This is a genomic window from Lysobacter sp. 22409 (assembly GCF_052045105.1).
Classification (GTDB): Bacteria; Pseudomonadota; Gammaproteobacteria; order Xanthomonadales; family Xanthomonadaceae; genus Lysobacter; species Lysobacter antibioticus_B.
This window is the reverse complement of the sequence record NZ_JBQEOE010000012.1, coordinates 1-25566: the sequence shown is the minus strand read 5'-3', so window position 1 is coordinate 25566 and position 25566 is coordinate 1. Positions and strand designations below refer to the sequence as shown.

Sequence of the window (25566 nt, the reverse complement as noted above, 5' to 3'; positions counted from 1 at the left end):
GCGAAGCAAATCCCCCGCGCTATTGCGTCGATCAGGCCTCAGACCAATGCCGGGCGCTCGCCCCCTTTGCAAAGGGGGCGTCGGGCAGCGGCGCGTTGCTGGACGAGATCACCGCTAGCGCCTGCAGTTCCCCCCTTTGGAAAAGGGGGCTAGGGGGATTTGCTCTGCAGTCAGTTGCCGAACCGGCCAACTGGCCGTCCCGGGCCCCCCATCCCGCCTTGAATCGCCCCCTCCAGCCCGCATTAACAGGTCATTCGCGGCCGCGGCGCGACACTCGCGCCCCGGGCCGCCATACCTTCGGAGAGACCACTCATGCGGATGGACAAGCTTACTTCGCGCTTCCAGCAGGCGCTGTCGGACGCGCAATCGCTCGCGGTCGGGCGCGACCACAGCGTCATCGAGCCGGCGCATTTGCTGACCGCTCTGCTCGAGCAGAGCGGCGGCAGCACGCGTCCGTTGCTGGCCCAGGCCGGCGTCAACGTGCCGCTGTTGCGTGAGCGCCTCGGCGAAGCGTTGGAGAAACTGCCCAAGGTGTCGGGCCAAGCCGGGCAAGTCTCGGTCGGCAACGACCTGGCGCGCCTGCTCAACGTCACCGACAAGCTGGCGCAGCAGCGCAACGATGCCTTCATCGCCAGCGAATTGTTCCTGCTCGCCGCGCTCGACGACGGCGGCGAAGTCGGCCGCGCGCTGAAGGCGGCCGGAGCGACCAAGGCCAAGCTCGAACCGGCCATCGACAAACTGCGCGGGGGCGAAAGCGTGCAATCCGAAAACGCCGAAGAACAGCGGCAGGCGCTGGAAAAATACTGCATCGACCTGACCGCGCGCGCCGAGTCGGGCAAGCTCGACCCGGTGGTCGGCCGCGACGAAGAAATCCGTCGCACCATCCAGGTGCTGCAACGCCGCACCAAGAACAACCCGGTGCTGATCGGCGAACCCGGCGTCGGCAAGACCGCCATCGTCGAAGGCCTGGCCCAGCGCATCATCAACAACGAAGTGCCCGAAGGCCTGCGCGGCAAGCGCGTGCTGTCGCTCGACATGGGCGCGCTGATCGCCGGCGCCAAGTTCCGCGGCGAGTTCGAAGAGCGCCTCAAGGCCGTGCTCAACGACCTGGCCAAGAACGAAGGCCAGGTGATCTTGTTCATCGACGAGCTGCACACCATGGTCGGCGCCGGCAAGGCCGAGGGTGCGATGGACGCCGGCAACATGCTCAAGCCCGCGCTCGCGCGCGGCGAGCTGCATTGCATCGGCGCGACCACGCTCGACGAGTACCGCAAATACGTCGAGAAAGACGCCGCGCTGGAGCGCCGCTTCCAGAAAGTGTTCGTCGGCGAGCCGACGGTCGAGGACACCATCGCGATCCTGCGCGGCCTCAAGGAGCGCTACGCCGTGCACCACGGCGTCGAGATCACCGACCCGGCGATCGTCGCCGCGGCGACCCTGTCGCATCGCTACATCGCCGACCGCCAGCTGCCCGACAAGGCCATCGACCTGATGGACGAAGCCGCCTCGCGCATCCGCATGGAGATCGACTCCAAGCCCGAGGAACTCGACCGCAAGGAACGCCGCCTGATCCAGCTAAAGATCCAGCGCGAGGCGCTGAAGAAGGAGAAGGACGCCGAGTCCAAGCAGCGTCTGGCCGATCTCGAAGCCGAGATCGCCACGCTCGAGCGCGAGTTCAACGACCTCGAGGAAATCTGGAAGGCCGAGAAGGCGACCTTGCAGGGCGCGACCAAGATCAAGGAGCAGATCGAGCAGGCCAAGCTCGACCTGGAAGCCGCGCAACGCACCCAGGATTACGCGCGCATGAGCGAGATCCAGTACGGCAAGCTGCCCGAGCTGGAGAAGCAGCTCAAGGCCGCGCAGGAAGCCGAGACCCAGGGCTTCAAGCTGCTGCAGGACAAGGTCACCGCCGAAGAGATCGCCGAAGTCGTGGCGCGCTGGACCGGCATCCCGGTGGCGAAGATGCTCGAAGGCGAGCGCGACAAGCTGCTGAAGATGGAGCAGGCCCTACACGCGCGCGTGGTCGGCCAGGACGAAGCCGTGCGGGTTGTGTCCGACGCGGTGCGGCGTTCGCGCGCCGGCCTGTCGGACCCGAACCGTCCGAGTGGTTCGTTCCTGTTCCTAGGCCCGACCGGCGTGGGCAAGACCGAGTTGTGCAAGGCGCTGGCCGAGTTCCTGTTCGACTCGGCCGACGCGATGATCCGCATCGACATGAGCGAGTTCATGGAGAAGCACGCGGTCAGCCGCCTGGTCGGCGCGCCTCCGGGCTATGTCGGCTACGAAGAGGGCGGCTATCTGACCGAGGCCGTGCGTCGCCGTCCCTACAGCGTGATCCTGCTCGACGAGGTCGAGAAGGCGCATCCGGACGTGTTCAACATCCTGTTGCAGGTGCTCGACGACGGCCGCCTGACCGACGGCCAGGGCCGCACCGTCGATTTCCGCAACACGGTGATCGTGATGACCTCGAACCTGGGCTCGCAGATGATCCAGGAGATGAATTCCGACGACACGCCCGAGGGCTATACGCAGATGAAGGCGGCGGTGATGGGCGTGGTGCAGGCGCACTTCCGTCCCGAGTTCATCAATCGCCTCGACGACATCGTCGTGTTCCATCCGCTCGACAAGAGCCAGATCCGCGAGATCGCCAAGATCCAGCTGCATGGTCTGGAAAAGCGCCTCGCCGAGCGCGGTCTGAAACTGGCGCTGTCGGATGCCGGCCTGGCCCTGATCGGCAACGTCGGTTTCGACCCGGTCTACGGTGCGCGACCGCTCAAGCGTGCGGTGCAGCAGCAGTTGGAGAACCCGCTCGCGCAGAAGATCCTCAGCGGCGAGTTCGTCAGCGGCGACACCATCCGCGTGGATGCGCAGGGTGGGCATCTGGTGTTCGGCAAGGATTGATCGGCGCAACGGTTGCCGCATGATCAACAAAGGCCCGCGATTCGCGGGTCTTTGTTTTTTTGCTGTGACCTTGTCTGTTCGTGGTCGCGGCTTGCGCCGCTCCTACCCAAGAGCGGCAGCATTGCTGTTGCTGTGAAAAGCTTGGCGCAGCGACGAGCTTGCGAGAACACCTGGAGACCCGGAGGGCGCCGCACAGGACGTGCGGCGTTTTCCGATAAGACAGGGACGTCTTATCGGAAAATCCCGGCGCAGGCTGCGAACTCGTGGCCTGTGCCCTTGCAAGGAGAGCCCTTTTCTTTGGTTACTTTTCTTTTGGGCTTAGCAAAAGAAAGTAACCCGGCCGCGTCAGCGGACGGAAGCTCTGCTCTTGCTTGTGGCTTCTCGATCAGCAAGATCAAGATCAAGATCAAACGCCAAAAGCTTCCGCCACTAAAGCGGCGGGTTACTTTCTTTTGTCTAAAGCAACAAAAGTCCGTCTGGATTCCCTTTGGTCAAAAGTCACCAAAGAAAAATGCTTTTCTTTGAATCAAGGGCCCGCACGAGCGTTGCATCCGCGAGGATTTTTCATACGGGACATCCCTGTTCCGATGAAAAACGGCGCGCATCCCTGCGCGCCGCCCTCCGGGTCGTCTATGGCCTTCGCGAGCGCGTAGCTGCGCACAGCAACAGCAAAATCTTCGCGGCAACGGCAACGGCAACGGCAACGGCAACGGCAACGATAGTGGGGTCGTGCGGGACGTGTTTCTCAGCAGCCTGCCATGACCCTGGACACCATTCAATTCGCCGCCATCGGCGCTGCCTTGCGCGGCACGATCCCCAACGCCTTCTCGATCTGCGCCGGGTCGTAGCGCTTGCCGCCCTTGAATACGGCGTCGACTTTGCGGATGTCGTTCATGTCCTGGATCGGGTCGCCGTCGATCAGCACGAGGTCGGCGAGTTTGCCCGGGGCGATCACGCCGCGGTCTTTGTCGACGCCGAGCACTTGCGCCGGGGTCAGCGTCGCCAGACGCAGTACTTCGGCGTTGGCGATGCCGGCGCGGGCGTACAGGATCAACTCGGAGTGCAGCATGTAGCCGGCCAGGGCGTCGGTGCCGGGCAGGATCGTCACGCCGGCGTCGTGCAATGCCTTGAGCACCCGCAGCATGGTCGGGAAGGATTGTGCATAGGCGTGTTCCTCGCCTTTGGGTACCTTCAACGAGCCCCAGCTCAGGTTGCGTTGCGCTTGCGGCGGCAGTCGCGGCGCGACCGTCTTCAAACCGGGCGGGATCTTGCTCTGCGGGTCGCCGGCGAACAGGTCTTCGGCGATGCCCATGGTCGGGTCGAGCACGGTATGCGTGCGCTTGAGAAAGGCGATGAAATCGCGGACCTCGGCGCGTTCCGGCGGAAACTCGGCGGCGTGCGCGGCCGGCTCGGTCAGCCGCGCCATGGTGCGGGTTTCCTGCACGCGCGGGTAAAGGAAGTTGAGTTCGACGAACAGGATGTGCTGCAGTTCGTCGGCGCCGGCCTCGATGAATTGGCGCGCCGACATGAAGGCGGGCACGTGGCCGCTGTAACGCAGGCCGCGGGCATGGGCGCGGTCGGCGATCACCGGCACCAGTTCGGGTTTCAGCGAGGAATAGCTCTTGATCTGCATGTAACCGTGGTCGGCGTACCAGTCGACCGCCTTGATCGCTTCCTCGGGCGTGTCGACCAACATCTTGGTGGGGCCGGCGTAAGGCCCGGGGCCGTCGATGAAGCCGGCGGCGAGCACGCGCGGGCCGATCTCGGTGCCTGCGTCGAAGCGCTTGACCTTGTCCAGGAAGGCGTCGGTGTTGTTGGCGACGTCGCGGCTGCTGGTGACGCCGTTCGCGATGTCCATCGCGCCGTCGGAGTCGCCGTAATGCTTGTGTGCGTCCCACAGGCCGGGCATCAGGAAACGGCCGCCGGCATCGAGGATCTCGGCGTTCGCCGGTGGCTTGAGCGCGGCGTCGGCGGCGACGCGGACGATGCGCTCGCCCTCGACCAGGACGCTGGTGTTCGGCGTCACCGACAGGTCGCGTGGGTCGTAGAGGCGCGCGTTGCGGATCAACAACGGGCCTTTCGGCGTGTGGGTCAGCTCGCGCGCCAACTTCAGCGACCACTCGGCGCCGGCGCGTTCCTGGAATTCGATCAGTTTGGCGAGCGAATCCTTGTATTCGGGGGAAAGGATCGAGACCCAGCCCGAGGCCATGATCAGCGCGGCGGTGTTGCCTTCGGCGTCCAGCCAGACCGAGCCGGGCGTGTAGTCGAGCCCTGACACGCGATACAAGGACAAGATCGCCGGACCCTTGGCGGTGGGCACTTCGAGCGTCCCGGCGCTGTCGAGCCGGGCTTCGCCGGCCGGCAGCAGGGCGAGCTTGCGCTCGGGCGCTTTCAGCAACGCGCGCACCAGTACGCCCTGGATTTCCGGGGTGGCGTTGAGCGGCAGGAAAAAGGCCGGCGCGGTCAGGGCTTTCTCGCCTTGCTCGCTGTCGTTCTTCCAGCGCGCCTTGCCGTCGCGCACGCTGAAGCTCTCTTCGACCGGAACTTTCAGATAGTTGTGGCCGCTGCCGCGGTACTCGACCGGAATGCCGGCCGCATCGAGCGTCCATTCGGTCTTGAGGTGGTCGCCGCGGCCGCGGTCGCTGTACTGATATTCGACGCGCGTGCTGCCGTCGCTCGCGGTTTCGACGATCTGCTGCCCGGCGGGTTTGCCTTGCAGCAGCATGATCTGTTCGCGCTTGGCGGGCGCGGCGATGACGTTCGAAATCGCCAGGGACAGCAACAGCGCAACGGTCGAGCGCATGGCGGACACCTCGGGCAGTCGCAGCGGGGCCGCTGGGGCCGATCGCAGGCGCCCGCAGCGGCGAGGCCCTCTTTATAGCCGATTCGCTTATAGCGGGAATGTACTGCGGTCGATGAAAAACGACGGCCCGGGAGGTCCGGGCCGTCGCGGTGCATGTTTCTAGCAAGGGCAGAGTTCCATCTCTGTAGGAGCGACGCAAGTCGCGACCAAGGAACGCGCAGAAGCGGCACCGCCGATGCTATTCATCGAAGCGGCGTGCCGTCGCGAAGGTAGGAGCGGCGCAAGCCGCGACCGCGCCCTGCCGGCCTCCGGCGTCTCCTTCTATCATGAGCGAGGCTTCCGTCCGCTGACGCGGCCGGGTTACTTTCTTTTGCTAAGCCCAAAAGTCCGTCTGGATTCCCTTCGGTCAAAGGTAACTAAAGGGAGGGCTCTCCTTGCAAGGGCACAGGCCGCGAGTGCGATGCTAGCGCCGGGATTTCGATAAGACGTCCCTGTCTTATCGAGTCATTCCTTTTTAAAGGCTGGGCGCACGTCCTGTGCGCCGTCCTCCGGGTCTACGGTTGAGCGGTAAAGCAGAAAAGAAAATCAAAATCACTGCGACAGCGCTGCCAGCGTAGGAGCCGCGTGCTTACCACTTATAGCCGACCTTGATGTAGCCGAAGGCGCCGTTGAAGCCGAACGGCGAGGCGGTGTTGTACGGCAGGTAGTTGCGGGTGCCGCGCACCAGCTTGGACTCGTCGGGATAAGCGTCGAGGACGTTGTCGCCGCCGACGGTGAAGTCCCAGTTGTTGAGGCGGTAGGTCGCGGCCAGGTCCAGGGTCCATTCGTCGCCGAAGGTCTGGTCCTGCCTCGGGTCGGTCGCGTGCAACTCGGTGAACTCGCCGTAGCGGGTGGCGGTGGCGGTGAAGTTCCAGTTGCCGGTCTTCCAGTCGCCTGCGAGGAAGAACTTGTCGCGCGGCGCGCCCTTGGTGATGCGTCCGATTTCGGTGCGGCCGATGCGCACCGCGGCCGGGTCGATCGCCGCCAGGCGCGGCGGGTTCGGGGCGATCTTGTCGATCTCGGTCTTGGAGTAGTTGTAGCCCGCGGTGAGGTTGAGCTTGCCCGAGCCGACGTCCCAACCGTAGGTGGCGATGATGTCCACGCCCTTGGTGTCGGTGTCGACGGCATTGGTGAAGTAGCGGCCGCCGCCGATGCCGGGATAGCCGTTGGCGTTGAGGTAGTTGCGCACCGCCGCGCTGGTCAGGTTTTCCGACAGCAGGATGCGGTCCTTCACCTGGATGTTGTAGGCGTCGATGGTGATGTAGAGCTGGTCGGCCGGCTGCAGCACCAGGCCCAGGCTGTAGTTGGTCGACTCTTCCGCCTTCAGCGCTTCCGAGCCCAGGGCGATGGCGGCCGGGTTGTCGACGCGGAAGGTGCCGATCTCGTACGGGATGCCGCTGATGAAGTTGGTGGCGATCGACTGGAAGAACTGCTGCTGCAGCGACGGCGCGCGGAAGCCGGTCGAGGCGGTGGCGCGCAGGGCGACCTTGTCGGTGAAGGCGTAGCGGCCGGACAGCTTGCCCGAGGTAGTTTCGCCGAAATCGCTGTAGGTCTCGTAACGCGCGGCGGCGCCGAGCGAGAACTTGTCGGTCAGGTCGGCTTCGGCGTCGATGTAGACCGAATAGCTGTGACGGTCGAAGTCGCCGGCATCGCTGGCGCGGAAGCCGGAGAACACCTGCGCGCCCGGGATGATCTGGCCGTTCGGCGCGGCCACGCCGCCGTTGGCGTAGGACAGCGGCTCGCCGGCGCGTTCGGAGAACTCTTCGCCGCGCCATTCCGCGCCCCAGGCGAAGGTCACCGGGTACTGCCAGCCGAAGTCGACCGACTTGGTGAAGTCCAGGTTGAGCACGTGCTGGGTGACTTCCAGCGCGCCGGCGTAGAACTGCGTCGGCGAGGTCGGGCCCAGGCTGCGGTTTAGGGTGTTTTCGATATCGAAGGTCAGGCCGTTGTGGCCGTAGTTGTAGCTCAGGTCGATCTGGGTGCCGCCGGCGGTTTCGCTGCGCAGGCCGAACACCGCGGCGCGGTCCTTGCTGACGTTGTGGATCTGCGGCAGGAAGCCGTTCGGGTAGATCGCCGGGATGTTGCGCGGGTCGCCGGCGAAGCGGAAGTAACCGTTGGAGAGCACGTCGCGTTCGCTGTAGCTGCCGAACGAATAGAAGCTCAGGTAATCGGTCGGGCTGTATTCGCCGTTGTAGGCGAACGCGCCCTGGTCGATCTCGGGATCGCCGTAGCGCTGCTCGACGCGGCCCTGGAACGGCCGCGCACGATTGGTCTGGTCCTGGTGCCCGCCTTGCGCGGCCAGGTGCAGCCAGCCGTTCTCGCCGAGCTTGATGCCGGTGTCGCCGGACAACTGGTACTGCTTGCCGTCGCCGGCGCTGTACTGGCCGTAGCGCGCGGCGATGCTGCCGCCTTCGCCGCTTCCTTTAAGGACGACGTTGATGACGCCGGCGATGGCGTCGGAGCCGTACTGGGCCGAGGCGCCGTCGCGCAGCACTTCGACGCGTTCGATCGCGGCGATCGGAATGGCGTTGAGGTCGACCGGCGAGGAGCCGCGGCCCTGGCTGCCGTTGAGGTTGATCAGGGCGGTGGTGTGGCGGCGCTTGCCGTTGACCAGCACCAGCACCTGGTCGGGGGCGAGGCCGCGCAGCTGCGCCGGGCGCACCGCGTCGGTGCCGTCGGTGATGGCGGGGCGCGGGAAGTTCAGCGAGGGCAGGGCGCGCGACAGTGCGGTGGCCAGCTCGACGGTGCCGGTGGCTTCCAGGGTCTCCGGGGTGATGATGTCGATCGGCGCGGTGGACTCGGCGACGGTGCGGTCGCTGACGCGGGTGCCGGTGACGATGACCTGGTCCAGGGTCTTGGGATCGCTTTGCGGCGCGTCCTGCGCGTGGACCGGCGCGGCGAGCGCTACCAGGAGGCCGAGGGCCAGAGGGTGACGTGAACCGGCGAAGGTGCGGCGGACGGGCATGACGACTCCTTGATGGGGATGACAGCGATGTCATTCGGATTTAACACGAACGTAACAACCGGTCAATGAAGCGGCCAAATTCTGCCTAACGCAAGTAGTAGAAAAGTGGTAATGGCACACTCTTTGCGGAATCTGGGGGCGGGCCGGTGGCCGCTGTGCCTGGCCCGCTTGGGGCTTTCCGGCCCTCATCCCCGTTAAGCCCCTCATCTCCGCAAGCCGTCATTCCCCCAAGTCGTCATCCCCGCCTGCGCGGAGATGACGAAGGCCTCCCGCGAGGGGCGCCCTGGCCGCGGTCCAGAGACTTCAAGCGCGCTCGCACGAATTCCGGTGGCGTCCCGACCTCGCTCGACTGCTAAGATGCGCGCGCTCAAGGTGATCGCCGACACACAATCGGCGATTGAAACGGGAATCCGGTCCCCGCTTCTGGCGTTCGCCAGGTCGGTCAATCCGGAGCTGCCCCCGCAACGGTAAGCGAGTACACGTACCGCACGACGCCACTGTGTTCCGACACGGGAAGGCGCGGTACGGGAGACCCGGTCCGATCTCGGACCGCCTCCGCTCGCAAGCCCGGAGACCGGCCCGGAGCGCGAACCGACAGGCGGAGGGCCATGTCTCGGGGCATCGGCGCGCGCGCCGTCTCTCCGTTCCGCCATCCCCCTGTCACGACCTGGTCTAGACCGCGCGGGTGAGGCGCGGCCATGGAGAGCCGACTGTGACGTTCCGTTTTTCCGCTGTTCCGCGCTTTGCGCGCATCCCCGCGCGCTGCGCTTTCGTATTCGCCGGTTCCGCATTCGCCGCCTCCGCACTGGCCGCGCCCGCGGTCGATCTCGACCAGGTCGTGGTCACCGCGAGCCGCACCGCCCAGACCCAGGACGCCACGCTCGCCGCGGTAACCGTGATCGACCGCGCCCAGATCGAACGCCTGCAGCCCTCGTCGCTGCCGGACCTGTTGCGCGGCACGCCGGGCGCTTCGCTGGCCAATAACGGCGGCCCGGGCAAGGCGACGTCGCTGTTTCTGCGCGGCAGCGAGTCCGACCACGTGCTGGTGCTGATCGACGGGGTCAAGATCGGTTCGGCGACCAGCGGCGGCGCCTCGCTGCAGGACATTCCGGTCGAACAGATCGAACGCGTCGAAATCGTGCGCGGCCCGTTCTCCAGCCTGTACGGCTCCGAGGCCATCGGCGGCGTCATCCAGATCTTCACCCGGCGTCCGCAGGGCGCGTTCGTGCCGAGCTTCAGCGCCTCGATCGGCAGCTACGCCACCCATCGCGCCACCGCCGGCGTCGCCGGCAAGGGCGAGCGCGGCTGGTATTCGATCAACGCGGCCCACGAAGACACCGACGGCATCAACGCCTGCCGCGGCAAGCCCTCGCCGGGCGGTGCCGGTTGCTTCACTTATTCGCCCGACCGCGACGGCTATCGCAACGATTCGCTGACCCTGCAGGGCGGCTACCGCTTCAACGAGCAATGGGACGCCGAAGCGCGCTTGTTCCGCACCGAAAACCATAACGAGTACGACGGCAGCCAGAACAACGAGGCCGACGGCGTGCAGCAGGTCGCCGGCGCCAAGCTGCGCTACCGGCCCAGCGACCGCGTCAGCCTCAGCGCCAGCGCCGGCCGCAGCGAAGACCTCAGCGACACCTACAAGAACGGCAAGTACTCCAGCACCTTCGAGACCCGGCGTCAGCTCGGCTCGGTGCAGGGCGACATCGGCATCGGCAGCGGCCTGCTCACGCTCGGTTTCGACTGGCAGCGCGACCGCATCGACAGCAATACCCGCTATGCCCGCGACGCCCGCATCCTGCGCGGCGCCTTCGGCCAGTGGCAGCAGAGTTTCGGCGCGCACGCGCTGCAGGCCAGCCTGCGCCGCGACGACGACAGCCAGTTCGGCGGCGAGACCACCGGCAGCCTGCTGTGGGGCTGGAACCTCAGCGAGGCGCTGCGTTTGACCGCGAGCTACGGCACCGCGTTCAAGGCACCGACCTTCAACGAGTTGTACTACCCGGGTTACGGCAATGCCGGCCTGTCGCCGGAAACCTCGCGCAGCGTCGAAATCGGCCTGCGCGGCATCCACGGCGAGCGCCGCCAGCATGTATGGTCGCTCAACGCCTACGAGAGCGACATCGACGACCTGATCGCGTTCGATTCCTCGATCGGCTTGCCCGGCAACGTCGATCGCGCGCGCATCCGCGGCCTGGAAGCGGCGTTCGACACCCGTCTGGCCGACTGGGACCTGCGCGCCAGCGCGACCTGGCTGGACCCGCGCAACGACAGCCGCAGCGCAAGCCGCGACAAATTCCTGCCGCGGCGTGCGCGGCAGAGCGCGCGCATCGATGCCGACCGCCGCATCGCGGTCGGCAACGGTGCCTGGTCGTTCGGTGCCAGCGTCTATGCCGCGGGCGATCGTTATGATGACTTGGCCAATACGCGTCGCCTGGCCGGCTACGCGCTCACCGATCTGCGCCTGGGCTACGCCTTCAACGAGGCCTGGAGCGTGCAGTTGGCGGCGAACAACGTGTTCGATCGCCGTTACGAAACCGCCGCTTTCTACAATCAGCCCGGCCGCAATTATCTGTTGACCTTGCGTTACCGGCCTTCCCGCTGACGGATCAGCAACCTCGGCCCGCATCCGCGGACTTTGCCGGCAACCACCGCGTTGCCGGCGCCTATCGAGAGTCGCCGATGAAGAATTTGCCCGGTCCCATTCAATTAAGCCTGTCGTGCCTGTTGTTGATGGTGATGATCGCCACGCGCTTCCATCACTTCGGCGATCTGCTGCATCTGCCCGATGCCTCGATGGCGGTGTTCTTTCTCGGCGGCCTGTATCTGCGCCGGCACTTGGGCTACGCGGTGTTTCTGCTCGCGGCGGTCGCCATCGACTACTTCGCGATCACCGGGCGCGGCCTGAATTTCTTCGACCATTACTGCGTGACCCCGTCGTATGCCTTCCTGCTGCTGGCCTATGCCGTGCTCTGGTATGCCGGACGCTGGGTTGCGCCGCGCATGCAGGCCGGTTGGCGCGGACTCGCGCAGGCCTTCGGCGTGGCCTTCGTCGCCGCCAGCCTGTCGTTCCTGATTTCCAACGGCGCCTTCTACTGGTTCGGCGGCCGTTACGCCGAGCCGAACTTCGCCGAGTACCTGAGCCGGGTCTGGCGTTGGGGCCCGCTGTTCGTGCGTACCACCATGAGTTACATCGCGGTCGCGTTCGTCGCACACGCGGCGATCGCCCGCATCGCACGTCCGCCGGCCTCGCAGCCGAGCACGAGCCGTTGATCGTCGCCGCACCGTTTCGAGTCGTCGCCCCTTCGCACTCCGGAGCTTGATCATGTCGAACCCACTTCCCGTCGTCTCCACCGCGGTGCTGCCGCTGGAATCGCGGCAGGCGCTGATCGCGACCGCCGCGGTACTGGCGCTGCTGATGATCTGTACCCGCGGCCAACATTTCGCCAGCGTCGACGCTTTGCCCAGCGCGTCGTGGGCGGTGTTTTTCCTGGTCGGCGCCTTGCTGCGTCCGGTCTGGGCGTTCCCGGCATTTTTCGTGTTGTCCTCGGCGCTCGACCTGGGCAGCCTGGCGCTCGGCCGCATCACCGACTGGTGCTTGTCGCCGGCCTATTGGGCGCTGGCCCTGGCCTACGGCGCGCTGTGGTTCGGCGGCCGCGTCTATGCGCGCGTGCATCGCGACCATTGGGGCACGGTGCCGCGCCTGGTATTGGTGTTGCTGGCGACCTCGGTGGTGACCTACCTGATTTCCAAGGGCGGGTTTTATTTCCTGTCCGGCCGCTACCCCGATGCGAGCCTGGCCGGCTTCATCGACCGCATCCCGCAGTACTACCCGCGCGCTCTGGGCACTTTGGCTGGTTATGTCGGCCTGGCCTTCGTGGTGTATGCGGTCGCGCGCGGCCTGGTCCTGCGCCAGCGCAGCGGAGCGCCGGCATGAGCGCGGATAACAACAACGGCGGCAAGAACGACGGCATGGGCGACCGCGCCGGTTTCGCGGCGAGCAGCGAAGAGCGCCACCGCGAACGCATGCAGCGCAAGAAGGAACTGATCGACCGCAAGATCGCCCAGGCGACCATCGAACGCGGCGTGCTGGTGGTCAATACCGGCAACGGCAAGGGCAAGAGCTCCTCGGGCTTCGGCATGCTCGCGCGTTCGCTCGGGCACGGTTTCAAGTGCGGGGTGGTGCAGTTCATCAAGGGCAGCTTCTCGACCGGCGAAGAGGCTTTCTTCCGGCGTTTCGAAGAACTCGACTATCACGTGATGGGCGAGGGCTTCACCTGGGAAACCCAGGACAAGGAGCGCGACATCCGCGCCGCGCAATCGGCCTGGGCGATCGCGGCGAAGATGATGGCCGACCCCGGCTACGACTTCGTCCTGCTCGACGAATTGAACATCGCCTTGGCGCACCGCTACGTCGCCCTCGACGACGTGCTGGCCGCGGTCGCGGCGCGGCCGGAGCGGCAGCACGTGGTCATCACCGGCCGCGGCGCCCCCGATGCCCTGATCGAAGCGGCCGACACCGTCACCGAGATGCGCGTGGTCAAGCATGCGTTCAAGGCGGGGATCAAGGCGCAGAAGGGGATCGAACTTTAGAGCGGGAGTCGGGAATGGGGAATCGGGAATCGTAAAAGCGGGATTCGTAGACACTGACGGGACGAGCGATATGTCTTCTGGCAACGAAAAATTGGGCGAAATCTCCGACGCATGCGTGGGCACGATTGACGCTGCGGCTTCGACCGATTCCCGATTCCCCATTCCCGATTCCCGGCATCACTGTCCCGCCTTGCTTGTCTCCGCCCCCGCCTCCGGCCAGGGCAAGACCAGCGTCACCGCGGCGATCGCTCGCTGGCATGCGCGTCAGGGCCGACGGGTGCGGGTGTTCAAGACCGGGCCGGACTTTCTCGATCCGATGGTGCTCGAACGCGCCAGCGGGCATCCCGCTGGCTGTCATCCGGCTTACCAGCTCGACCTGTGGATGTGCGGCGAGCAGGACGTGCGCGCGCGTTTGCATGCGGCCGCGGGCGAAGCCGACCTGATCCTGATCGAAGGCGTGATGGGCCTGTTCGACGGCACGCCGTCGAGCGCCGACCTCGCCGAGCGGTTGGGTGTGCCGGTGCTCGCGGTCATCGACGGTTCGGCGATGGCGCAGACCTTCGGCGCCCTGGCGACCGGGCTCGCGCGCTATCGCGACGGCCTGCGGGTGTACGGCGTCGCCGCCAACCGCATCGGCAGCGCTTATCACGCGCAGTTGTTGCGCGAGAGTCTGCCGGCCGATCTGCGCTGGCTCGGCGCCTTGCCGCGCGACCCCGGCCTGGCCTTGCCCGAGCGTCATCTCGGCCTGGTCGCCGCCGGCGAGCTCGGCGATCTGGACGCGCGGCTCGATGCGTTGGCCGATGCCTGGGGCCAACACGCCGACGCCGAACTGCCGCCGCCGGTCGCGTTCGCGGCGGACGAGGCCGAACCGGTGCCCGCGCAATTGCAAGGCGTACGCATCGCCATCGCCCGCGATGCCGCGTTCTGTTTCCTGTATCCGGCCAATCTCGATCTGCTGCGTGCGGCCGGCGCCGAACTCAAGTTCTTCTCGCCGCTGGCCGGCGACGGCTTGCCCGACTGCGATGCGGCGTGGTTGCCCGGTGGCTATCCGGAACTGCATCTGTCGGCCCTGGCCGGCAACCACGCTTTGCACGAGGACCTGCACGCACATCGCGACGCCGGCAAACCGCTGCTGGCCGAGTGCGGCGGTCTGCTGTATGCGCTCGACTCGTTGACCGATCGCGACGGCGAGCGCGCCGCCATGGCCGGCTTGCTGCCAGGGCATGCCGTCATGCAGACGCGCATGGCCGCGCTCGGTCTGCAATCGGTCGAGCTGCCCGAGGGCCGCTTGCGCGGGCATACCTTCCATTACGCGCGTGCCGAGATCGGGGCCGCGGCGATCGCCGAATCGGTCAACCCGAACGGCGGGCCGAGCCGCGAAGCGGTGTATCGCGACCGCCGCATGAGCGCGAGTTTCGTCCACTTCTATTTCCCCTCGAACCCGGTTGCGGCGCTCAAGCTCCTGCAGCCATGAGCCCGGCGACGCTCGCCATCGCGATGCTGAGCGGGGTGGCGCTGGATCGTCTGCTCGGCGAACCGCGGCGCGCGCATCCGCTGGTCGCGTTCGGGCGCATGGCGCGGGCGATCGAAGCCCGCTTGCATGGCGACGGGCGCGGACGCGGCGTGCTGGCCTGGGCCGTGGCGGTGCTGCCGGCGAGCCTGCTCGCAGCCTGGCTGCAGTTCGAGTTGCTGGCACGCTCGCCTTGGTTGGCCGGCGCCTATGCGGCCGGCATGCTGTATCTCACCCTCGGTCTGCGCAGCCTCGACGAACACGCCGCGCCGGTCGCGCGCGCCTTGCGCGACGGCGACCTGGACGCGGCGCGCGCGGCGGTCGGCCGCATCGTCAGCCGCGACACCGCGGCGCTCGATGCCGAGCGCGTCGCCGCCGCGGCCACCGAGTCGGTGCTCGAGAACGGCAACGACGCGGTGTTCGGTGCGCTGTTCTGGTTCGCCCTGCTCGGGCCGGCCGGGGCGGTGCTGTATCGGCTGGCCAACACGCTCGATGCGATGTGGGGTTACCGCACGCCGCGCTACGAACGCTTCGGTTGGGCCGCGGCGCGCATCGACGATGTGCTGAACTGGGTGCCGGCGCGCCTGACCGCGGCGACCTATGCCGTGTTCGGCGACACCGCCGCGGCGCTGCGTTGCTGGCGCCGGCAAGCGCCGCTGTGGGACAGCCCAAATGCGGGCCCGGTGATGGCGGCGGGGGCGGGCGCGCTGCGCGTGCGCCTCGGCGGCGCCGCGCCGTACCACGGCGTGTGGGAGCAAAGGCCGGCGCTCGGCGAAGGGCAGGCGCCGGATGCGCGCTCGATCGTGCGAGCGCAAGGCTTGGTCGGGCGCGGCGTCGCGCTGTGGTTGTTGACGGTGGCGGCATTCGCGGCGGCGCATACCGTGATTCGCATGCCTGCACCGGCCGCGCACGCATTCATGCGGCCTGCCGATATGGATGGCGATATTTATTGTGCTACGAGGCATTCATCGGCCGCGACGAAGTCGAAATCAGCGTGTTTGGCTGAAGACGCGTTGCAATGTGCCATTGCGTTCGACGTTTCCGTCATCACGCAATCGCTGCATTTTTACAGGCACGATGCGGTGCCACCGAACGGTAGGAGACCAGCGCATGCTTGAGCACGGAGGCCGTCTGCTACGTGCCGCGCAGCGTTACGGCATCGCGCCGGAACGCTGGCTGGATCTGTCCACCGGCATCAACCCGATCGCCTGGCCGGTGCCGGAGATTCCCGCGCGCGCCTGGCATCGCCTGCCCGAGGACGACGACGGCTTGGTCGAAGCGGCTTGCGATTACTACGGCGCGCCGGCGTTGCTGCCGGTCGCCGGTTCCCAGGCCGCGATCCAGGCCTTGCCTGAATTACGTGAAGCCTCGCAGGTCGGCGTGTTGGCGCCGGGTTACGCCGAACATGCGCATGCCTGGCGCCGCTGCGGCCATCGGGTCGAGTTGCGCGCGGCGGACGAGTTGATCGCCGGCGTCGACGATTTCGACGTGGTCGTGCTGATCCACCCCAACAACCCCGGCGGCGATCGCTTCGGTCGCGAAGCCCTGCTCGGCCTGCACCAGCGCCTCGCCGCACGCGGTGGCTGGCTGCTGATCGACGAGGCCTTCATGGACGCCACGCCCGAGCACAGCCTGTGCGCGCACAGCGAGCGCGAAGGGCTGATCGTGCTGCGTTCGGCTGGCAAGTTTTTCGGCCTGGCCGGCGCGCGCGCCGGCTTCGTCTGCGCCGCGCCGGCCTTGCTGGAACGCTTGCGCGATCGCCTCGGCCCGTGGGCCGTGGCCGGCCCGGCGCGTTACGTGTTGCGCCAGGCCTTCGCCGACCGCGACTGGCAGGCGGCGATGCGTGTGCAATTACGGAATCAAGGCGAGCGTTTGGCCGCGTTACTGCGCAATCATGGCCTCGCACCGAGCGGCGGCAGTGCCTTCTTCCAGTGGCATCGCAGCGACGAGGCCGCCCACTTGCACGAGGCCCTGGCGCGGCGCGGCATCCTCACCCGTTTGTTCGAGACGCCGGCCAGCCTGCGCTTCGGCCTGCCCGGCGATGCCGCGCAATGGGCGCGACTGGATGCGGCCCTGGCCGAAACGTTAAGCGAAAGGAGTCCGTCGTGAGCGCACGCGTGCTGATGGTGCAGGGCTGCACCTCCGACGCCGGCAAGAGCGCCCTGGTCACCGCGTTGTGCCGCTGGCTGCACCGTCGCGGCGTCGCGGTGGCGCCGTTCAAGCCGCAGAACATGGCGCTGAACTCGGCGGTCACTGCCGACGGCGGCGAGATCGGCCGCGCCCAGGCGGTGCAGGCGCAGGCCGCCGGGGTGGCCGCGCATACCGACTTCAACCCGGTGCTGCTCAAGCCCAACAGCGATACCGGGGCGCAGGTGATCCTGCACGGCCATGCCGTCTGCAACATGGATGCGCGCGGCTATCACGACTACAAGCGCGTCGCCCGCGAGGCCGTGCTCGCCTCGCACGGGCGCCTGGTCGAAGGCTTCGATGCGGTCGTGGTCGAAGGCGCCGGCAGCCCGGCCGAGATCAACCTGCGCGCTAACGACATCGCCAACATGGGCTATGCCGAGGCGGTCGATTGCCCGGTGGTGCTGATCGCCGACATCGACCGCGGCGGCGTGTTCGCGCACCTGGTCGGGACCTTGGCGCTGCTCTCGGAGAGCGAACGCGCGCGCGTGGTCGGCTTCGTCATCAACCGTTTCCGCGGCGACATCGCCTTGCTGCAACCCGGGCTCGACTGGCTCGAACGAGAGACCGGCAAACCGGTGCTCGGCGTGTTGCCGTATCTGCACGGCCTGCATCTGGAAGCCGAGGATGCCTTGCCGCGCGAGCGTGCCGGCAAAGCCGAAGCGCGTTTGCGCGTGGCCGTGCCGGCTTTGCCGCGGATCAGCAACCACAACGATTTCGACCCGCTGCGCGCGCATCCGCAGGTCGATTGCGTGTTCGTCGGTCCCGGCGAAATCCCGCCGGCCTGCGACCTGATCGTGCTGCCGGGCTCGAAGTCGACGCGCGCCGACCTGGCCTGGCTGCGGCGCAATGGTTGGGCCGAGGCGATCGCCCGGCATCTGCGTTACGGCGGCAAGCTGATCGGTATTTGCGGCGGCCTGCAGATGCTCGGCCGCGCCGTCCACGATCCGCTCGGCATCGAAGGCGAGCCCGGTTCCAGCGACGGCCTGGGCTGGCTGGATCTGGAAACCGAGCTCGACTCGCACAAGCAATTGCGCAACGTGCGCGGCCGCCTCGCCATCGACGGCAGCGACGGCGAAGCGGCGGTGGCCGGTTACGAAATTCACTGCGGCATCAGTCGCGGCCCGGCGCTGGCGTCGCCGGCCCTGCGCCTGGCCGACGGCCGCGACGACGGCGCGGTCTCCGCCGATGGCCAGATTCTCGCCAGCTATCTGCACGGGCTGTTCGACGAGCCGGCGGCGCTGGCGGCCTTGCTGCGCTGGGCCGGCCTGGCCGATGCCGAGCCGCTCGACATGCGCGGCCTGCGCGAAGCCAGCATCGATCGCCTCGCCGATGCGGTCGAGACCTGTCTCGACACCGCCCGGCTCGCGCAATGGTTCGGCCTGGAGGAGACGCTATGCACAGCCTGATCCTCGGCGGCGCGCGCTCGGGCAAGAGTGCCTTGGCCGAACGTCTGGCGGCCGAGTCCGACGACGTCGTCTACCTCGCCACCGGCCGGGCCGGGGACGAAGAGATGCGAGACCGCATCGCCCACCATCGCGCACGCCGGCCGGCGCACTGGGGCTGCGTCGAGGAGCCGATCGCCCTGGCGGCGGCGTTGCGCCGCCATGCCGCGCCGGATCGTTGCGTGCTGGTCGATTGCCTGACCCTGTGGCTCAGCAACCTGCTCGGCGCGCAAGACGAGACCGTGTTCGCACGCGAACGCGAGGCCTTGCTGTCGGCGCTCGCGGAGCTGCCGGGCCGGGTGGTGTTGGTCAGCAACGAGGTCGGCCTGGGCGTGGTGCCGATGGGCGCGTTGACGCGACGCTACGTCGACGAGGCCGGGCGCTTGCACCAGGCGCTCGCTGCGCTGTGCGGGCGGGTGGTGTTCGTGGCGGCCGGTTTGCCGCTGGTATTGAAAGGCGCTCCGCTCGCTGCGGAGCCGAGTACGCGAGGAACCCGAACTTGAACGACGAAAGCAAATGGTGGCTGCGCGGTTGCGCACGCCCGGACACCGCCATCGAAACCCAGGCGCGCATGCGCCAATCGCAGCTGACCAAACCGCCGGGCTCGCTCGGCGCGCTCGAAGAACTCGCGGTGCGCCTGGCGGCCTTGCAGCGCACCCCGACGCCGAAGGTGGACCGGGTCTGGATCAGCGTGTTCGCCGCCGATCATGGCGTCGCCGCCGAAGGCGTGTCGGCGTTCCCGCAGGCGGTCACCGGCGAGATGGTGCGCAACTTCGCCCATGGCGGCGCGGCGATCAGCGTGCTCGCGCGCAGCCTCGGCGCGACCCTCGATGTGGTCAACCTCGGCACGGTCAACGACCCCGGCCCGATCCGCGGCGTGCATCGCGCGATCATCGCCGAGAGCACGGCCAACTTCTGCGAGGCGCCGGCGATGAGCGAACCGCAACTGCGCGCGGCCCTGAGCGCCGGCGCCGCCAGTGTGCGCGCCGCGCTCGACGGCGCAGCGCAGTTGTTCATCGGCGGCGAGATGGGCATCGCCAACACCACCTCGGCCTCGGCCTTGGCGAGCGCCTTGCTCGATCGTTCGCCGGCCGAATTGAGCGGCGCAGGCACCGGCCTGGATGCCGACGGCATCGCCCACAAGGTCCGCGTGATCGAACGCGCGCTGGCCCTTCATGCGGGCGCCGGCGACGCCTGGGAGCGCTTGCGTTGCCTGGGCGGTTTCGAGATCGCCGCGCTGGCGGGCGCCTACATCGCCGCGGCCCAGGCCGGGTTGCCGGTGCTGGTCGACGGTTTCATCGCCAGCGTGTCCGCGCTCGTCGCCCAGGCCATCAACCCGAGCTGCCGCGAGTGGTTCCTGTATGCGCACCGCTCGCACGAACGCGGTCACGCCGCGGTGTTGCAGGCGCTCGGCGCGCAGCCCTTGCTCGACCTCGGCATGCGCCTGGGCGAAGCCAGCGGCGCCGCGGTCGCTGTGCCGTTGTTGCGCTCGGCCTGTGCCCTGCACAACGGCATGGCCACCTTCGCCCAGGCGGGAGTGTCCGAGGCGGCCTCGCAACAGGCATGATGTGGGCCCCGACGAACGCATGCCGCGCACAAGGACCGGAGCCGATGCGATGAGTTCCAGCGCCACCCCTATCGACCTGCTGCGCCACGGCGACACCGGCCACCGCAGCTACCGCGGACAGCTCGACGACAGCCTGTTGGAACTCGGCTGGCGGCAGATGCGCGATGCGGTGCGTGGGCGCGAGTGGGATGCGGTCGTGAGTTCGCCCTTGCAGCGTTGCGCCGCGTTCGCGCGCGACCTGTCGCAGTCGCGCGGGTTGCCGCTGGCGCTGGAGCCGCGCCTGCGCGAGTACCACTTCGGCGATTGGCAGGGGCGGCCGGTCGACGCCATCGCCAACCACGAGGGCGAAGCGCTGGCGCGGTTCTGGGCCGACCCGGTCGCGTATCCGCCGCCGGGCGCGGAGACCTTCGCCGATTTCGCCGCGCGCCTGACCGGCGCGGTCGGCGAGATCCTGCGCGAGTATCCCGGCCGGCGCGTGCTGGTGATCACCCACGGCGGCGTGATCCGCTTGTTGCGCTGCCTGGCCGCGGGCCGGCGCTACAACGAAATGCTCAACATCGACGTCGCCCACGCCTCGCTGCATCCCTTGTCGTGGCCGCCGACTTCGAGCCACGTCACCGAGTTCGCGCAACCGCAAGCGGACCCGGTCGACGGTTGATGCGCGCGCTGCTCGCCGCGATCGGATTCCTGACCCGGGTTCCGGTGCCGGCGCGCGTGTTCGAGGATCCGCGCGCGCAATCGCGTTCGCTGGCCTGGTATCCGGCCGCAGGGCTGTTGATCGGCGCCCTGCTGTGCGCACTGGCCTGGGCCCTGCAAACGCGGCCGCCGCTGCTGTCGGCGGCGTTGGTGCTCGCGGCCTGGGTGGTACTGACCGGCGCCCTGCACCTGGACGGCCTGGCCGACAGCGCCGATGCCTGGGTCGGCGGCCTCGCCGCCACGCCCGAGCAGACTCGCGAACGCACCCTGACCATCATGAAAGACCCGCGCAGCGGCCCGGTCGGCGTGGTCGCGGTGGTGCTGGTGCTGCTGCTGAAATTCGCCGCGCTGGCGAGCCTGCCGGCGCCGGCCTGGGTCGCCTTGCTGATCGCACCGGTGCTGGCGCGCGCGGCCCTGACCTTGGCCTTCGTCAGCCTGCCCTATGTACGCAGCGGCGGTCTCGGCCAGCGTCTGGTCGAAGCGCCGCGCGCGGCGTGCATCGCCGCGTTGGTGCTCAGCGCCGGGTTCTGCGCACTCGGCGGCTGGCGAGGGGCGGTGGCGCTCGCGGTCGCCGCGCTCGTGTTCGCGTGCTGGCGCCGCGCCTGCCTGCGGCGGTTGCAGGGCATGACCGGCGACGCCTGCGGCGCGTTGACCGAACTGATCGAAGCGGCGGTCCTGGTCGCGCTGGCCCTGTCCTACTGAAGCGTTTCCGGCCGGCGCCGCCCGAGGCCGATCTGCGGCGGCGGGCCCGGCCTGGCCGCTTGCGAAAGCGCAAGATGTGAACCGCCGCGGCGGGGCCGACCTGCCAGGCTGGGTACCGATCCCACACCGTCCGCGAGGAGCACGGCCATGCCATCGGTCAAGGAACACCCGGCGTCGGAACGCAGCGGTCCCGCCTTGAAGTCCGTTACCCGCGACGCCCACCAGCGCCGCATCGACCGCGCCGTCGCCCTGATCGAACAGGCGATCGCGCGCGGCGAGGAGCCGCCCGAGTTGCATCGGCTCGCCGAGGCGGCCTCGTTCTCGCCGTTCCACTTTCACCGCGTTTATCGGGCCATGACCGGCGAAACCACCGGCCAGACCGTGGCGCGCCTGCGTCTGCTGCAGGGGCTGCGCCTGCTGGCCAGCGCCGAGCGCAGCATCACCGAAGCCGCGCTCGCGGTCGGTTACCAGACCCCGCAAGCGTTCACGCGTGCGTTCCGCCAGAGCGTCGGCGGCACCCCGAGCGAACTGCGCGCCGAGCCCGAACGGCTGTGGCGCGAGATCGAGCGGCTGTCGCTGCCGGCCGAGAGCCCATCCGAGGAATCGCCGCCGCTGCGGGTCGAGGTGGTCAGTGTCGACCCCTTCCAGGTGCTCGCCTTGCGCGTCATCGGTGCTTACCGCGAGCAGAACGACGGCTTCGGCCGCTTGTTCGGCTGGGCCGCCGAGCGCGGCCTGCTGGATACCTTGAGCGGTCTGTACGGCGTGCCCTGGGACGACCGCCGCGACGTCCCGCCGCAGGCCTGCGCCTTCGATTGCATGATCGCCCTGGGTGCGCCGGTGCAGCCCGATGCCGGCGACGGGCTGCACACGGTGCGGTTGGGCGGCGGACGCTACGCGCGCGTTCGCCATGTCGGCGCCTTCGATGGATTGGAGGCGCTGACCGACGCGCTGCTGGCGCGCTGGCTGCCCGACAGCGGCGAATCGCTGCGCGATGCGCCGCTGCACCACGAATACCTCGACGACCCCGACGAAGTCCCGGAACCGCTGCTGCGCACCGACATCTATCTGCCGTTGCAGGATCGGGATTGATCGCCCCAACGGCGCCGCGGCTTTAAGGGTAGGAGCGGCGTCCCACGGGGATTTCCTGCGGTCACGAGCCGCGACCGCGCTATTGCGCGTAACAGCGAACTTGGGGCTCAGGCCCCCGCCGCTTCCAGCCGCGCTTCCAGCTCGGCGACTTTCGCTTCCAGCGCGGCGATGCGTTCGAGCACGGCGGAGGAGGGGGCCGATGCGCCGCCGCCTTCCTCGCCCGACCAACCGCCGCTGCCGACATAGACCGGTTCGCCGCTGAGCAAATGCCCGTAACGGTCTTCGCGCTGCCCGCTCTGACGCGGGATCACCCGCACGATGCTCGGCGTGTGCTGGGCCAGGCGCTCCAGGGCGTATTGGACGTCGCCGACCGAATCGAACTTGGCCATGCGTTCGCTGCGCGCCAGCAGCTCGTGCGTGGTCTGCGGCCCGCGCAACAGCAGCAGGCCGAGCAGGGCGGTCTGCGGACGGGTCAGGTCGAGCACGGTGCCGGCGCGGTGCGAATAGCGCTCGGCGCGCGAGCTGTGTTGCGACTTCACCCAGCCGCGCGTCTCCAGCCGGCGCAGGGCGTTGGCGACCTCGCCCTGTTCCAGCTGCATCGTCGGTTCGCGCGCGGTCTTCTGGTTGCAGGCGGTGACGATGGCGTTGAGGGTCAACGGATAGACGTCCGGGGTGGTCGCTTCCTTCTCGATCAGGCTGCCGATGATGCGCGCCTCGGCGACGCTCAGTTGCGGCGCGGCGTCGGCGGAATCGGTCGGGGCGTCGGTGTTGGAGTTGTCGAGTTCGCTCATGGTCGTTCTGGACTCGTGTTCGTGTCTTTGAGCAGGAAGGTCGCGCTCAGGTGAGCGCGGTCGAAGGCGGCAACTGGCGCGCGCCGCGGTAGACCGGCGCGGCCATGACCATTTCGGCCAGGCTGTGGGCCAGCTCGCGCTCGGCCATCACCGCGCCGTCGGCGCCGTGTTCGAGCAGGTGCTTGACCTCGTTGTCGCTGTGGGCGCGGGCGACGATGCTCAGGGCCGGGTTGATCTCGCGCAGGCGGGCGATGATCTCGCCGGCTTCGAGCGCGTTCGGAATCGCCACCATCACCGTGGTCGCGCGCTCCGGCATCGCTTCGCGCAGCACGCGTTCGTTGACCGCATTGCCGAACACCGCCGGCAGGCCGGCGGCGCGTGCCTTGTCGACCAGGCTGTCCTCGCCGTCGATGACCACCAGCGGCACCTTATGTTCGGTCAACAGGCGGCCCAGCTCGCTGCCGACCCGGCCGTAGCCGATCAGGATCACGTGCTTGTCGATGTCGGCCGGCACCGGCGGCGCGATCGGGTCGATCTTCGCCTCGATCGCGGCCGCGGCCTCGCGCGCCTGCTTGCGGTCGAGCCAGGCGAACAGCAGCGGGTTGACGATGATCGACAGCAGGGCACCGGCGAGGATCAGGTCCTGGCCTTCCTTCGGCAGGATCTCCAGTTCCACGCCGAGGGTGGCGAGGATGAAGGAGAACTCGCCGATCTGCGCCAGGCTGGCCGAGATCATGATCGCGGTCGAGTTGGGTTTGCCGAAGGCGCGCACGATGGCGTAGGCGGCCACCGACTTGCCGATCACGATGATCGCGAACGTGGCGACCACTTCCAGCGGCCGTTCGACCAGGATCATCGGGTTGAACAGCATGCCGACCGAGACGAAGAACAACACCGCGAACGCATCGCGCAGCGGCAGGGTCTCGGCGGCGGCCTGATGGCTGAACTCGGACTCGTTGAGCATCATCCCGGCGAAGAAGGCGCCGAGCGCAAAGGAGACCCCGAACAGTTCGGCCGAACCGAAGGCGACGCCGAGGGCGATCGCCAGCACGCACAGGGTGAACAACTCGCGCGAACCGGTGCCGGCCACGCGTTCGAGAATCCAGGGGATGACCCGGCGGCCGACGATCAGCATCACCGCGATGAAGGCGCCGACCTTGGCCAGGGTGATGAAGAGTTGGCTCCACACCTCCGAGCCTTCGGTGACTTCGCCCTTGAGCAGGCCTGACAACGCGGGCAGCAACACCAGCGCCAGCACCATCGCCAGGTCCTCGACGATCAGCCAGCCGACCGCGATGCGTCCCTTGGCGGTCTCGACCAGGCGCCGTTCTTCCAGCGCGCGCAGCAGCACTACGGTACTGGCGACCGACAGGGCCAGGCCGAACACGAGGCCGGCGCCGTGCGACCAGCCGAGCAGCCAGGCCATGACCCAGCCCAGGGCGGTGGCGGCGACGATCTGCACGACCGCGCCGGGCAGGGCGATGTTCTTGACCTCGAGCAGGTCGCGCAGAGAGAAATGCAGGCCGACGCCGAACATCAGCAGGATCACGCCGATTTCGGCCAATTGCGGCGCAAGGGTCTGGTCGCCGACGAAGCCCGGCGTGAAGGGTCCGGCGATGATACCGGCGATGAGGTAGCCCACCAGCGGCGACAGCCGCAGGCGTTGCGCGATGGCGCCGAAGATGAAGGCGAGTACGAAACCGGCTACCAGGATGGCGATCAGGGACGTGTGATGCATCGGCTCTCCTGTGATGTCGTCCTTTTAGGATGTGTGGTGAGGCCGCTGGATGCAAGTCTTTACTCGTTTGTGCGGCGCTTGCAAATGATTGTTTCTGAAACATTTTTGCCCCGGGGCGTGCGGGCGCCGCAGGGGCGGATGCGTGTTGGAGACTTGCGCGCAAGGGGTGGCGTGGGCGTGATGGTTTGGCGGTCGTGCGGAATCGGTTCGTGCCGGTGAGGGGCGTGGGGATGAATGCGAATTCAGCTGTGCGCCGGGCTTTGGAGTGGTTGGGGGCAGATTTGCGCGGAATGGGCTGATTGATGCCTGGCGATTAGGGCTGGCGACGGGGCAATCGGATAGTCGTTGTCGCAGGACCGGGGCGATTGCGGTTGTCTCTAGCTCTAGCTCTAGCTCTAGCTATGCCGTTGCCGTTGCCGTTGCCGTTGCCCCTGTTGCTGTTGCTGTGCGCGGCTTCGCACTCGCGAAGGCTATAGAAGACCCGGAGGGCGGCCCGCATGGATGCGGGCCGTTTTTCATCGGGACAGGGATGTCCCGTATGAA

Annotated in this window: 17 protein-coding genes, 1 pseudogene and 1 riboswitch; of the genes and pseudogenes, 14 read left to right on the top strand and 4 right to left on the bottom strand. The window is 67.8% G+C overall.

The window, feature by feature from the left end; all coding sequences use genetic code 11:
* Window positions 1–312: 312 nt before the first annotated feature.
* Complete coding sequence (gene clpB, locus ACTJJK_RS08275) at window positions 313–2898, top strand: ATP-dependent chaperone ClpB (RefSeq protein ID WP_031371637.1); 2586 nt, start codon at window positions 313–315, stop codon at window positions 2896–2898.
* Window positions 2899–3673: 775 nt separating this feature from the next.
* Here clpB and ACTJJK_RS08270 read toward each other — a convergent pair.
* Entirely contained in the window at window positions 3674–5701 is a 2028-nt protein-coding gene (locus tag ACTJJK_RS08270) for an amidohydrolase family protein (RefSeq protein ID WP_440729966.1), read from the bottom strand.
* Window positions 5702–6329: 628 nt separating this feature from the next.
* On the bottom strand, window positions 6330–8705 hold the full coding sequence (locus tag ACTJJK_RS08265; protein ID WP_440729965.1) for a TonB-dependent receptor plug domain-containing protein: 2376 nt from the start codon (window positions 8703–8705) through the stop codon (window positions 6330–6332).
* A 353-nt stretch (window positions 8706–9058) separates the two neighbouring features.
* A riboswitch (cobalamin riboswitch) is annotated at window positions 9059–9302 on the top strand.
* Window positions 9303–9456: 154 nt separating this feature from the next.
* Here ACTJJK_RS08265 and btuB point away from each other — a divergent pair.
* The 13 genes and pseudogenes from btuB to ACTJJK_RS08200 all read left to right on the top strand — a co-directional run bounded on the left by btuB (window position 9457) and on the right by ACTJJK_RS08200 (window position 22494).
* Window positions 9457–11310, top strand: a complete 1854-nt coding sequence (gene btuB, locus ACTJJK_RS08260) for a TonB-dependent vitamin B12 receptor (RefSeq protein ID WP_440729988.1) — start codon at window positions 9457–9459, stop codon at window positions 11308–11310.
* A gap of 77 nt (window positions 11311–11387) precedes the next feature.
* Window positions 11388–11978, top strand: coding sequence for a hypothetical protein (locus ACTJJK_RS08255; protein WP_440729964.1), 591 nt, complete (start codon window positions 11388–11390; stop codon window positions 11976–11978).
* A 52-nt stretch (window positions 11979–12030) separates the two neighbouring features.
* On the top strand, window positions 12031–12642 hold the full coding sequence (locus tag ACTJJK_RS08250; protein ID WP_440729963.1) for a hypothetical protein: 612 nt from the start codon (window positions 12031–12033) through the stop codon (window positions 12640–12642).
* A 35-nt stretch (window positions 12643–12677) separates the two neighbouring features.
* Entirely contained in the window at window positions 12678–13298 is a 621-nt protein-coding gene (gene cobO, locus ACTJJK_RS08245) for a cob(I)yrinic acid a,c-diamide adenosyltransferase (protein WP_031373905.1), read from the top strand.
* Between the two features lie 190 nt (window positions 13299–13488).
* Window positions 13489–14772 carry a cobyrinate a,c-diamide synthase gene (locus ACTJJK_RS08240; protein ID WP_440729962.1) on the top strand — a complete coding sequence of 428 codons (1284 nt, stop codon included), beginning with the start codon at window positions 13489–13491 and terminating at the stop codon, window positions 14770–14772.
* Window positions 14769–15680, top strand: a pseudogene (gene cbiB, locus ACTJJK_RS08235) (adenosylcobinamide-phosphate synthase CbiB); the annotation flags it as partial. The gene ACTJJK_RS08240 and the pseudogene cbiB, both read left to right, overlap by 4 nt.
* A gap of 238 nt (window positions 15681–15918) precedes the next feature.
* A complete protein-coding gene (cobD, locus tag ACTJJK_RS08230; RefSeq protein WP_440729961.1) occupies window positions 15919–16917 on the top strand; it encodes a threonine-phosphate decarboxylase CobD in 999 nt (332 codons plus the stop codon).
* Window positions 16914–18404 carry a cobyric acid synthase gene (locus ACTJJK_RS08225; protein WP_440729960.1) on the top strand — a complete coding sequence of 497 codons (1491 nt, stop codon included), beginning with the start codon at window positions 16914–16916 and terminating at the stop codon, window positions 18402–18404. Before cobD ends, ACTJJK_RS08225 begins: the two co-directional genes overlap by 4 nt.
* On the top strand, window positions 18392–18943 hold the full coding sequence (gene cobU, locus ACTJJK_RS08220; RefSeq protein ID WP_440729959.1) for a bifunctional adenosylcobinamide kinase/adenosylcobinamide-phosphate guanylyltransferase: 552 nt from the start codon (window positions 18392–18394) through the stop codon (window positions 18941–18943). Before ACTJJK_RS08225 ends, cobU begins: the two co-directional genes overlap by 13 nt.
* Window positions 18940–20007, top strand: a complete 1068-nt coding sequence (gene cobT, locus ACTJJK_RS08215; RefSeq protein WP_440729958.1) for a nicotinate-nucleotide--dimethylbenzimidazole phosphoribosyltransferase — start codon at window positions 18940–18942, stop codon at window positions 20005–20007. Before cobU ends, cobT begins: the two co-directional genes overlap by 4 nt.
* Before the next feature lie 49 nt (window positions 20008–20056).
* On the top strand, window positions 20057–20665 hold the full coding sequence (locus tag ACTJJK_RS08210) for a histidine phosphatase family protein (RefSeq protein ID WP_051885373.1): 609 nt from the start codon (window positions 20057–20059) through the stop codon (window positions 20663–20665).
* Complete coding sequence (locus ACTJJK_RS08205; RefSeq protein WP_031373897.1) at window positions 20662–21405, top strand: adenosylcobinamide-GDP ribazoletransferase; 744 nt, start codon at window positions 20662–20664, stop codon at window positions 21403–21405. The genes ACTJJK_RS08210 and ACTJJK_RS08205 overlap by 4 nt, the downstream gene beginning before the upstream one ends.
* A 147-nt stretch (window positions 21406–21552) precedes the next feature.
* On the top strand, window positions 21553–22494 hold the full coding sequence (locus tag ACTJJK_RS08200; RefSeq protein WP_051885372.1) for an AraC family transcriptional regulator: 942 nt from the start codon (window positions 21553–21555) through the stop codon (window positions 22492–22494).
* A gap of 107 nt (window positions 22495–22601) precedes the next feature.
* Here the strand turns inward: ACTJJK_RS08200 and ACTJJK_RS08195 are convergent, their stop codons facing one another.
* Complete coding sequence (locus ACTJJK_RS08195) at window positions 22602–23285, bottom strand: YceH family protein (protein WP_440729957.1); 684 nt, start codon at window positions 23283–23285, stop codon at window positions 22602–22604.
* A gap of 46 nt (window positions 23286–23331) precedes the next feature.
* Window positions 23332–25023, bottom strand: a complete 1692-nt coding sequence (gene ybaL, locus ACTJJK_RS08190) for a YbaL family putative K(+) efflux transporter (RefSeq protein WP_031373894.1) — start codon at window positions 25021–25023, stop codon at window positions 23332–23334.
* Window positions 25024–25566: the final 543 nt, after the last annotated feature.